Annotated in this window: 10 protein-coding genes; all 10 read right to left on the bottom strand. The window is 64.9% G+C overall.

Annotated features, from left to right (window positions below):
* Window positions 1-84 precede the first annotated feature (84 nt).
* On the bottom strand, window positions 85-1,833 hold the full coding sequence (flaJ, locus tag GJ629_RS11080) for an archaellar assembly protein FlaJ (RefSeq protein WP_157513113.1): 1,749 nt from the start codon (window positions 1,831-1,833) through the stop codon (window positions 85-87).
* Window positions 1,833-3,509, bottom strand: coding sequence for a type II/IV secretion system ATPase subunit (locus GJ629_RS11075; protein WP_157513111.1), 1,677 nt, complete (start codon window positions 3,507-3,509; stop codon window positions 1,833-1,835). The genes flaJ and GJ629_RS11075 overlap by 1 nt, the downstream gene beginning before the upstream one ends.
* Window positions 3,510-3,511: 2 nt before the next feature.
* A complete protein-coding gene (locus tag GJ629_RS11070; protein WP_157513110.1) occupies window positions 3,512-4,273 on the bottom strand; it encodes an ATPase domain-containing protein in 762 nt (253 codons plus the stop codon).
* A complete protein-coding gene (locus tag GJ629_RS11065; RefSeq protein WP_370515874.1) occupies window positions 4,270-4,728 on the bottom strand; it encodes a flagellar protein G in 459 nt (152 codons plus the stop codon). Before GJ629_RS11065 ends, GJ629_RS11070 begins: the two co-directional genes overlap by 4 nt.
* Window positions 4,721-5,158 (bottom strand): flagellin, encoded by a 438-nt coding sequence (locus GJ629_RS11060; RefSeq protein ID WP_157513108.1) that lies wholly within the window; start codon window positions 5,156-5,158, stop codon window positions 4,721-4,723. Before GJ629_RS11060 ends, GJ629_RS11065 begins: the two co-directional genes overlap by 8 nt.
* Entirely contained in the window at window positions 5,142-6,785 is a 1,644-nt protein-coding gene (locus GJ629_RS11055; RefSeq protein WP_370515873.1) for a FlaD/FlaE family flagellar protein, read from the bottom strand. The genes GJ629_RS11060 and GJ629_RS11055 overlap by 17 nt, the downstream gene beginning before the upstream one ends.
* A 225-nt stretch (window positions 6,786-7,010) precedes the next feature.
* Window positions 7,011-7,526, bottom strand: a complete 516-nt coding sequence (locus tag GJ629_RS11050) for a chemotaxis protein CheD (protein ID WP_157513106.1) — start codon at window positions 7,524-7,526, stop codon at window positions 7,011-7,013.
* The gene (locus GJ629_RS11045) at window positions 7,523-8,740 is read right to left on the bottom strand and encodes a chemotaxis protein CheC (protein ID WP_157513104.1); all 1,218 of its coding nucleotides are present in this window, start codon (window positions 8,738-8,740) and stop codon (window positions 7,523-7,525) included. Before GJ629_RS11045 ends, GJ629_RS11050 begins: the two co-directional genes overlap by 4 nt.
* Before the next feature lies 1 nt (window position 8,741).
* Window positions 8,742-9,101, bottom strand: coding sequence for a chemotaxis protein CheY (gene cheY / locus GJ629_RS11040; protein ID WP_157513102.1), 360 nt, complete (start codon window positions 9,099-9,101; stop codon window positions 8,742-8,744).
* Between the two features lie 92 nt (window positions 9,102-9,193).
* The coding region (locus tag GJ629_RS16260) for a hypothetical protein (protein ID WP_197428559.1) at window positions 9,194-10,716 on the bottom strand (1,523 nt) is incomplete at its 5' end.

The following is a 10,716-nucleotide window of genomic DNA, read 5'->3' as shown; positions in this document are numbered from 1 at the left end:
GAATCGCGTCGGCGATTCCGGCCTTTTCCCCAGTTTTTGCGCGGAGGGGTCGCTGCGCGACCCCTCCGACGGAAAAAGTGGGTTCTAGATAGCGAGGAACTGCGTGACGAGCCATCGGGTCAGCACCGCCGTCAGCGCGCCCAGCCACGTCAGCGCCACGAAGTGGAAGTACGAACTCAGTTTGTGGCCGCCGTCCAGCGTCCGGATCATCAGCGCCGACAGCAGGCCGTTGAAGACGATGATGATGATGAGCAGGAACTCGATCAGCGGGATGTTGTAGACGCTGGTGTTGATCAGCGTCGTCACGTCGAAGTTGCTGGTCGACTCAAGCCCGAGGCTCAGGTCCGCGAGGATGCTGACGACCTGCAGACCGATGAAGAACGCGAACGTCGACGCGGCCGTGATACCGTACAACAGGCCGATCAGCGTCGTCGTCTCCTGTTCGCGCTGTTGGCGCAACTGCAACACCTGATTCATATTCTGAGCGATGAGTTCCCCGAGCATCTTCGGACTCCCACCCATCTCGCGGCCGACGAGGTACATCTCCGAGAACGTCTGGATGAGGTAGGACCGACACTCGGCGGTGAAATACCGCCACGCCTTGGCGGGTTCGATTCGCATATTCAGTCGCTTATAAAGGTTGTCGATGTTCGGCGTCAGCGGTCCGAAGTCCTTGTGTCGCAGCGAGGACAGCACCGCCGACGTCGTCGACTGCTTTGCGCCCTCGGTCGCGCCGAGCGCGCGGATGAAACTCGGGAACTCCTGATCGCGGGCCTTGACACGCTGTTCCTCGGCCCGGACGGTCAACCCCGGGATCAACAGGGGCGTTATCGGAACCGCGGCGTACAGCGGTAGAGGCACGGGCGACCAGAAGGGGATCAGCATATCCAGCGTGACGGGGCTGAGGCCGAACATCCCGCCGTAGGCGATAAAGGCGAGCAGGCCCGACAGCGCCATCCCCGTCGCGAACCGGCGGTTGAACACCTTCTCGACGGGTGAGGGATACTCTTCGGGGTGGAACCACAGCGGGTCGTACGGCGCGATAGAGCGGATGGCGAGGTAGAAACCCGACTGGACGAAGATGAACAGGACGATGACGGCGCTGACGGTCAACAGCGGGTCCGTCCCGGTCAGGACGGGGAGGACGACGGCGAACACCAGCGCGAACGTCATCGAGAGGATCATCGACAGGTAGAGGTCCTTCATCACGTTGAGGTTCCCCAGCGTCCCCTCGTAGACGGTGGTGTAGTTGTCAATGATCATGTCCTGCTCGTTGACGAGGTAGTCCTTCAGCGACTGGCCGGAGCCGAGGTTGTACGCCAGTCGGTCGAAGAAATCCGAGAGGGCGTCGCTCGGGACCTCCTTGGCCCGGCGGCGACAGGCGTCGTCGAGGCTCTGGTTCCACGTGTCGACGAGTTCGACGACCCGGCCCATCTCGACGGCGAGTTCGCCGTACTCCTCCTCCTCGGCCAGCGCCCGGAACACCTCCATCCGGTCTATCTTCGTCGTCGAGAGGATGGTCATATGGGTGACCAAGAGGTGAAAGCGGTTGTTCAACTCCCGTTTGCGCTGGGAGAGTTGGACCTTCGGGTAGAAGACCGCAGTTGCGAACAGCAACAGTCCGAGCAGGGGGATGGGGATGCGGATGAACAACGGCTGGTTGAGGACGACGGCCGCGGCGATGGTCCCGAGGAAGAACACGAACGCCGGCGCGAGGATGAGAAAGAGGTACCGCTGGAGCGGGATGTCCAAGCGACGGTAGGAGTCCAGCAGGCCGGCGACGGTGCCGGAGACGGTGACGTCGACGGTGGCGTCGGATTCTTGTGAGGCCATCAGTCGGGACGGTGGATGTTGAAGGGGATGCCTTCGAGGCCGTCGCGCTGGTAGTTCTGGATGAACTCGTTGACCTCGTGGTAGCCGAGGATGTTCTCCTGGATCGCTCGCTCGATCAGGTCCGCGCGGAACTGCAGGTCGTCGTAGATGTCACGCGTGTCCTCGTACCCCAGCAGCGTCGCGATCTGTTCCTCGAGGACGTAGGAGTTGTTCATCCCCTGGAAGACGATCTCGTCCTCGACGGGGTCCCAGTAGAACGTCTGGCGGGTGATGACCCCGTCCATCTCCTTGGAGTAGCCCTCGATCTCCTGGACGGAGGTGACCCGACGCAGGACCTGATCGCCCTGCTTGACGCGGTTCTGGAACAGCGCCACGTCGGCGACGTCCATGAACGTCTCGGGGACGTTGATCGGTTCCCCGGTAAAGCGCTGGATCATCGAGACGATGTCGCTCGCGTGGAACGTCAGCATCACCGGGTGGCCGGTCTGTGCGGCCTGGAAAGCCATCCGCCCCTCCTCGCCACGGACCTCGCCCACGATGATGTAGTCGGGGCGAGACCGCAGTGCCGCCGCCACGAGGTCGAACATGTCGACGCCGGTGCTGTCGTCGCCGTCGCCCTCACGTGTCAGGAGTTGCTGCCACGTGTCGTGAGGCGGGAGCACCTCGGCGGTGTCCTCGGCGGTGTAGATCTTGTGATCCCGCGGGATGAACGCCATAATGGAGTTCAGCGTCGTCGTCTTCCCCGATGCCGTCTCGCCGACGACGAACACCGTCTGCTCGTTCTCCAGACAAAGCCAGAGGTACGCCGCCAGTTGCGGGCTGAGCGTCCCCCACTTGGTGATCTGGAAGATAGACAGCGGCACCTCGTCGCCCTGACGGATGGTGAGGCTCGGCCCTTTGACGCTGACATCGTCGGAGTAGATGAGGTTCAGCCGCGACCCGTCCGGCAGCGTCGAGTCGACGATGGGGTCGCTGTCGGAGACGGGGTCGCCGATCCGTTCGCCCATATTTCGGAGCCACTGGTCGAAGTCGGCCTTGCTGTCCCACTCGACGGTAGTCTCCAGCATCCCGTAGACGCCGTGGTCGACGTAACACTCGTCGCGGCCGATGACGTGGATGTCCTCGTTCGCCGGGTCGCGCATCACCGGTTCCAGCGGTCCGAGACCGACGATGTCGCGGTTGAGCCGGTAGCGGATGTTCTCGTACGTCTCCGGCTTGACGTCGACTTTCCCGATGCTGCCGAGGTCACCGAGGCGACTGAGGACGCCGTTGCCGCTCTCGGAACTCTTGACGTTTGTCGTCTCCTGGAGGAGTTCCTCGATGCGGTCGTCGTATTCGGCCTTGTCGGTCGGGGCAGGCTTGTTCACCGAGCGTTCGAGCAGGCGGTCCCGAACCTTGTCGAAGACGATCTGCTCCTCGTCGGCCAGTTCCGGTTCGATGGCGTAGTACTTCATATCCTGGCCCACGTCGCCGTAGATGTGACAGAAGATGGGGCCGCCCACGGGGTAGAGGACGTTCGGCCGGTCGGTCTCGTACTCGTCGTCGGCCTCCTCGATGAACATCGGGAACTCGCCGGTGATCTGCTTGAACTTCTTGAGGTGGTCCCGCAGGTGGGGCCGCTTGGCCGCATACTGGCGGAGTTCGTCGGACGGTTTCGGTCTGCCCTGTTCGGTCATCGTTAGGCCACACTCCGGGATTCGATGACGATGCCGGTGCCCGACCGGACGGAGAACCCGATGGTGTCACCGACCTGTTCGCCCATCCCCGCGAACCGCTTGACGGATATCTGTCGGCGGACGTCGTTGCCGACCTCGATCATCTCCAGTTCGAGGAAGACGTCCGCGATGGAGCGGAACGGGCCGATGGCGTCCTCGTCCAGCGTCGACGGGTCGACGGTGAGGACGATCACTTTCCCCTGTGCGATCACGTCACGGAAAAAGGAGATAACCTCCAGTGCGGCCTGTCGCTCCTCGTTTTTCCGGACCAGCGCCTCGAACTTGGGGTCGTTGCGGAGGATGGCGTCGAAGGTGTCGATGACGATGACGTCGGCGTCCCACATCACGTTGGCGTCCATCAGCCGCTTCAACAGGTCCTTGCGGTCGCCACCACTGTCGTCGTCCGAGAAGTTGTTCGAGTCGCCGATGTCAGCGTGCAAAAAAAGGACGTTCTCGTCGAGCATGTGCTCGACCATCCCGTAGTCGAGGCTGTGCATCTGGTCGAGGAAGCTTCCGACGGTCAACTCCGTCGAGAGCATCGTCACTCGGTGGCCGGTCTCACAGAGGCCGTAGGCAAAGCGCTGGCTGATCGCGGACTTGCCGGCACCGTAGTCGCCCTCCATCAGGACGATACTCCCCGGCGGGATGCCACCGCCGAGTTCCTTGTTCAGTCGGTCACGCTCGTCCATACCCAGCGAGAACAGATCGGTAGTTGCAACACTCATGATTGGAACTCGAACACCTCCTCGTCCCCGTTGATCGTCAACTGGATCCGGTGGTCACCGGAGGCGAGGCCGGGGACGGACACCTCGATCCGGGCCACGTCGTTGGGCCCCCAGACGGTCGGATCGTCGCCGGTGACGACGGTCAGCGACACCGCCGTCCGGAGCGCCCCGTCGAGCACCACGTCGACGCCGCCGGTGTCGGCCGACAGCCGGTTCGACCCGGTGTTTTTCACCAGCAGCGTGACGTTGCCGTTCCCGCTGCGGTTGTACACTTGGGCCCCGCTGTCGGAGATGATCTCCACGTCGGTCCGGACGTCGTTGCTCACGTCGACGCCCTGTTCGGTGATGGCTCCGCTGAGGTCGCCGACGGTGTTGGTAATAGTGCCGGCGACGCTCGCGGCGACCAGCACGCTGGCGATGAAGATGATCAGGTGCGACGCCGAGACGCTAGCCACTCGTGACCACCTCCGTTCCGGCCACGCCGGTCTCGGTCACCAGTTTGACCCGACCCGGCTGGCTGTCCGCCGAGACGGTGTACCGGACGCGCTCGCCCGGGAGCCACAGATCCGTCGTGGCGTTGCCGTCGACGGTGACGTTCGCGTCGGTCGTGTACGCGTTGTCGACCAGCAGGTCCGTCTCGCCGACCGACAGCGAGGTCGTCCCGGTGTTGTCGGCCTGAACGATCAGGCTGTCGTTGGCGGCGTAGTAGGTGGCCTCGACCATCGACAGCGCCGTGTTCTTTTGGTCGAGCGCCCGGTCGCGGTGGTCGGACTCGGCCTCGCTGATCCGTTCGGTCGAGCCAGCGGTCGCGGTGTAGAACATCCCGAAGGCGACGAACATCCCCGCGAAGACGATGGCGGCGGCCCCGCTAACGCTGAATCCCATCTGACCCCCCTCCCGTCGGTAGCAGGTGGCCCATCGTCGCCAGCCCGGTGCCCGACCCGTCTAGCTGGCCGATGAACTGCAGCGACTGGGTGTGGTGGTCGATGGTCAGGTCGTCGGTCGCGCCCTCCTCGGCGTCGAACCCGCGGAGGTAGTCCTGTAGGTCGTCGGCGACTGGCTCGCTGATCCAGTCGATGCGCTCGTAGTAGTCGATGGCCTCGGCGGTCGACCGGATGCCGACCTCCCCGACCATATACTCCAGCCACTCGACGACGATCAGTTCCATCGCGAACCCCTCGGGCAGCGTCGTCAAGTACGGCTTGCCCTCGCCGCTCGCGTCGGCGTCGGTGTCCGGTTCGGCCGTCGATTCCGACTCGGTCGTCGCGGTCGGTTCGGGCTCCGGGTCCGTCGTCGGTTCCGGTTCTGCCGTCGTAGTCGGTTCGGGCTCCGGGTCGGCAGTGGTGGTCGGCTCGGGCTCCTGGTCGGTGTCGGCCGTCTCTTCGGTCGCTTCCTCGTCCTCGATGACCGTGTCGAAGAGGTCGTCGTCGGCGAGGTCGTCCTCGTCGTCCTCGACGGTCAGGTCGTCGCCGAACTCGCCGTCGGCCGCCTCGTCCATCCCGGCCTCGTCGTCCATCGACAGGTCGTCCCCTTCCTCCTCGCCGTCGGCCCACTCGGCGTCGCCGGACTCGTACTCGTCTTTGAGTTCCGCGAAGGATTTCCCGCCGCCGCCGTCACCGTCACCGCCGTCGTCAGTGCTCTCGTCCATACTCATATCGTCACCGTCGTCCATACTCAGGTCGTCCCCGAAGCCGTCGTCCGCGTCGTCGAAGTCGTCGTTGAACTCGTCGTCGAAGGCGTCGGCGCTCGGCGTGCCGCCGCCGTCGTCGCCGCCGCCCATCACGTCGTCGACGCCCGCGTCCATCATATCGTCGCCGTCGTCCTCGACGAGGTCGTCGTCGAAAAAGCCCTCGGCGTCGGCGTTGGCGATGTCCTCGTCTAAGTCCTCCTCCTCTTCCTCCTCGTCGTCGCCGTCGAAGAGGCCGAACGACTCCCCGTCGCCGGCGCCGCCGAGGCCGCCGTCGATGTCGTCGGCGAAGGGGTTGACCCCGCGTGTCACCATCTCGTAGATGTCGAGCAGTTTCCGGACGTTCTCCTCGACGTCGTCGACCGTCTCGCTGATCTGCTCGTTCTCGTTGCGGACGGTGTTGACCGTCGAGGAGAGGCTCCCGACCTCGTTCTCCAGTTCGTCCAGTCGGTGCTGGAGTTCGTCGGTGTCGGCACCGCCCCCGCCGTCCATATCCCCGAACTCGTCGTCGCCGAAGTCGCCGAACTCGTCGTCGCCGCCATCGTCGAGGCCACCGCCGAGCCCGCCGAGGTCGTCGCCGCCAGCGCCGTCGTCGGCCATCAGGCCGGACCCGTCGCTCATCTCCTCGCCGCCACTGCTGTCGTCGCCGCTCTCGTCGTCGTCCGAGAGGATGGAGTCGAACATATTCTTGATACTCATACCGACCACCCCCATCGAGAGGAGCGCGAACAGTGCCGGAGCCGCCGTGAACGGTTCGGCCACCGAGGTCAGGCCGCTTGCGAGCGGCGACCCGGTGAAGCCGGCGAGGACGGCAAAATCGCTCATTACCGTGAAAAAGTGGACTCACACTATTCAATGTACCGTTTAGAGTATCATATTTGATAACTGACGCTTGTGTTCCCGGATGTTTAAATAGAAATAAGCGTCAGACGTGTCAGCGACGGGCGAGCAGTCCGGCGGTTTCAGGATGGGATAGTAGTTCACACGGGGCGGGGCGCGCCACCGTGTCGGCCCCCGATACTATCATATTCTGGAAACGATACTGGGGTCTCAGAGCGTCGACGACTCCTTGTTGGCGCTTTTGACGACGAGGTCGCCGCTGGCACCTTCGAGACGGAGCGACCGGCCGTGGTCGCCGCCGACGTCCTCGCCGACCAGCGAGACGCCGTACTCGTCGAGGGTCTGACGGACCTGTTCGGCGTTTCGCTGGCCGATACCGGAGCCGCTCTCGGAGAAGTCGAGCATATCGCTCCCGCCGGCTATCTTGGCCTCCATATTCTGCGGGTCGCCGCCCTCCGATTCGAGGGCCTCTATCAGCGTCTCGACGCCGGTATCGGCGAACTTGGCCGGGTTGCCGTCCATATCGTCCGCCGTCGGGAGCATCACGTGGAGGAGGCCCGCGACGGGGACCGACGGGTCGTGGATAGCGACGCCGATACAGGAGCCGAGTCCGCTCGTGGTCAGTACCGCACCGTCTGTCGTCACCTCGTACTCGGCGATCCCGACTTTCACACGCTCCGGCGTCGACTCGGGCTCGCTACTCGACTGACCACTGTATACCTTCATTCTTGGAATATCTGTTCCGCGTCCGCTTCTGTCTCGTCGGCGCGCTCGACCAGCAACTCGTCGAGTGCCTGTCGCAGTTCCTGCTCGTTCGGGAGCGCGTATATCTCGCTCTCGAACGCCACGTCGTCGGTGACCATCTTCGAGTCGATGATGAAGGCGTGTTCCTGATGTTGGCCGACCTGTGCGGCCAACGGATCCACGATGGCTTGGCCCATATCGTGGACCAGTCGCGGGGGCGTGTGATCGACCGACGTCTGGAGGACGTTCGCCCAGCCGTCGACGAACCCGCTCGTCATGATGTTGCCCAGTTCCTCGATAGCCATCTTGTGCTGGTCGGTCAGTTCTTCGCCCTCGACGTCGACTGGCATCATCGCCTCCGCGACGGTCCTCGCGGAGGCCTCGTCGAACAACACCAGCATAAATCCGCTGGGGACACCGGTGAACTCCACGACGGTCCCGACGTAGGTGTCGTTGCCGACCTGTTTGGGCACGTCCTCGATGGGGGCGAAACTGATCTGTGACACCTCCGCCTCGGTGTCGATGCCCGTCATCATCTCGACGTTGTCGGCCGCCCGTTCGGTCCCGTCGGTGGTCATCTCGTTGAACACCTCCAGTTTGTCGATGGGGATGGCGTCGCTCTCGGTGTCTGCGTGTTCGGCCATCACCTCCGCCAGCGGCGTGTACTCGGGGAGCATGTAGATGTAGAACTCCACGGACTCCTCGAGCCACTCGATGCGGGACTTGAACACGAACACCTGATCGCTCTCGGCGTCCGCCGGGGCCGGCGGGAGGATGCCCGCGCCCGTCCCCTCGACGTACTCCGGGGGCGAGTGGTCGATGGTCGTCCCGAGGTAGTCGGCCCAGCCGTCGATGAACCCGCTCATCATGATGTTCCCGATCTCCTCGACGCCGCTCCGGGCCATCTCCTCGCCGGGACTCCCGCCGAGCAACTCGCCCACGAGCGTCTCGGTGCAGTCGCTGTCGAACACCAGCACCGTCTCGCCGGAGAGTTCGCCCTCGTAGCCAAACCGGACGCCGACGAACTCCCGGTCGCCCAGTTCCTCGCCGATGTCCTCGCGGTTGACCAGCGATATTTTCGTGACGTCGACGTCGGCCGCGATGCCCGTCATCTGGGCCATCGACGCCGTCGCTTGCTCGGCGCCCTCGTGAGCGAGTTGATTGAACGTCCCCAGCGATTGGATATCGACGTTCATCTCAGGACGGGACGACGTCCTCGATGGCTTCCATCACGCTGGGCTTCTGGAAGGGCTTGGTGATGTACCCGTCCGCCCCGGCCTTGACGGCCTCTTTCATCTTCTCCTCCTGCCCGACGCTCGTACACATAATGACGCTCGCGTCGGGGTCGGCAGATTTGATCTCGTCTGTTGCTTCGATCCCGTCCCGGATGGGCATCACGATGTCCATCATCACGAGGTCCGGGCGCTGTTCCTTGTAGGTCTCGACGGCCTCGACGCCGTTCTCGACCTCCCCGACTATCTGGTGGTCCTCCTCGAGAATCTCCCTGAGGAGATTTCGCATGAACTCCGAATCGTCGGCTATCAAGACTTCTGACATGCTCGGTCACTACTCTCTACCGTGATCACTCAAATAAATGTGTCCGCCGGATTATCGGCATTGATATCGCACTTCCGTCCGTCGATTCTCGCTCACAACACCGGGAGCAGTTCCGCCACCCAATCGGTGACCGGGAGCAGTGTCGGACCGTACGGGAAGTAGAGGCCGCCAGCGAGGACGACCAGCACCGTCCCGGCCGCGCCCGCGAGACCGATACCGACGGCCCCGACGGCCGGCCGGTCCGTTCGGTCGCCAGCGACTACCGCCGCCAGCGCCACCGCCGCGACGGCGAGGTTCACCAGTGCCTGCAACTGCATCGCCTCGCCCAGCGCCGGGTCGACGACGACGAGGACGCCGACGAACAGGACGGTGCCGAGCGTCGCCCCGACGGCGAGCGCCGCGAGACCGCTCCCCAGTGCGTGCGAGAGGGCACGCCGTACCGGCGGCGCCCGGCCGAGTAGATACAGCCACAGCGGCACCGTCACGAGGAGGTACCGGACGGTGATCTGTGAGAAAAGCGGGAGCCGCGGGAGGTACGCCGCGGTCAACGCGAGCAGCCACGTCGCCGCGAGCAGGTCCGTCGCGGCCGCCGGGTCGCTCCGTCGTGACCACCACTGCCGGGCGGTCGACAGCGGCCGAGTCAGTTGCCGGACACAGGCCGCGAGACCGAGCAGTGCGGCCGGGAGGACGGGCGCCGACTCGAACAGCGACAGTTCGACGACCGCGAAGTCGTTCTTCCCGTAGCGCAGTCCCGGGACCTTCCCGCTCCGGACGAAGACGTGGTACAGCCGCGATGGCTCGGTCAGCGCCGCGAGCGCCTCGACGGCACGGCTGGCGATTGTGCTGAGAATACCCAGAATCACCACGACGAGCCCCGGCCCGCCCCCGTCGCCGGTTCCCGTCGCGTCCCCGCCGTCGGCCCCCGGCCGGACAGTCGTCGTATTCTCCCCGCCGGTACCCGTCTGGACGGTCGTTCCCGTCGTGTTCCCGTCAGTTCCGATCTGAACGGCTGTCCCCGTGGCGTTCCCGCTGTCCGTGCCAGTCTGTACGACCCCGCTCGGCCCGATGGTCCCGCCGTTGAACGAGGGAAGCCACCGCGGCGCGAGCAGCGGGTCACCCGATATCAGTACGTTCGTCGCCAGAAACGGCACCAAGCCGACCGCGATTCCGACGGCCGCTATCGTCACGTCGTGTCGCCGCACCGTCGGCACCGTCGACAGGTCGACCACTGCAAGGAGTGCGAGCACCGCGAGGCCGATGGGACCGTGGACCGAGGCGGTGAACCCCGCCGTCGCGTAGGCGACGCCGCGGGCCCGGGGGTCGTCGGTCCGACACCGGTAGAACGCGTACAGCGTGACCGCGACCAGCGCCGCCGTCAGGACGTGTCGCTTGGGGATGGTCGCCCACAGGCCGAGCGGCGTCCCGAGGACGGCGACGGCGGCGACGGCGACCCCGACCTGCCGTCCGCTGGTCGCCCACAGCAATCGATACAGCGCGACGGCGACGACGCCGGCCCCCAGCGCCGTCGTCGTCTGGAGCGCCACCAGCGCGGCCCACCGTGGGTCCAGCGCCGCGGCGAGGGCCACGTTCGACACGAACAGCGCCGTCGCGGCCA

Source organism: Halapricum sp. CBA1109 (assembly GCF_009741825.1).
Classification (GTDB): domain Archaea; phylum Halobacteriota; class Halobacteria; order Halobacteriales; family Haloarculaceae; genus Halapricum.
This window is presented reverse-complemented; position numbering and strand designations above follow the sequence as displayed.